Source organism: Polaromonas sp. P1_G2, assembly GCF_056405515.1.
The window spans coordinates 1-380 of sequence record NZ_JBFUBY010001593.1 but is presented as its reverse complement, the minus strand read 5'-3'; the positions used below and the strand labels follow the sequence as shown (position 1 = coordinate 380).

Sequence of the window (380 nt, the reverse complement as noted above, 5' to 3'; positions counted from 1 at the left end):
GCGGCTGGCACGCCGATCTCGATATCGACGCGTTGATCGCCAAGCTTGGCGAATCTCACAGCTCACAGCAGCCGGCATTGGTCCCGTTGCTGGTGTGCAGTCAATGCGGCGGCAAGGACATCGCCGTGGAACCGTCTCTGGCAAGGGATATTCCTGAAGCGCACGCAGAGCGAATCCGCGCGCAGCGGCGTAAGCCTGCCGGCGAGGATTCCACCAGATCATAGGCGGCGCCGGTCGGGACGTTCTCGGAGGCTACAGGTGCCACGATATTCTCATCTCAGACAGCAGGTCCAGCGGGCAGGGACTATCTCCACGACTTCAAGGTCAGGCGCGACAAGATCGAGGTGGATCGCAGCTATTTCAAAGAGGCGATCTTCGTC

At 60.8% G+C, this 380-nt stretch carries 1 protein-coding gene; it reads left to right on the top strand.

The genetic code is table 11. The features are described from left to right. Window positions 1-224 (top strand): hypothetical protein (locus AC1D0P_RS31695; protein WP_477680348.1); only part of this gene is annotated, 224 nt, incomplete at its 5' end. Between the last annotated feature and the right edge of the window lie 156 nt (window positions 225-380).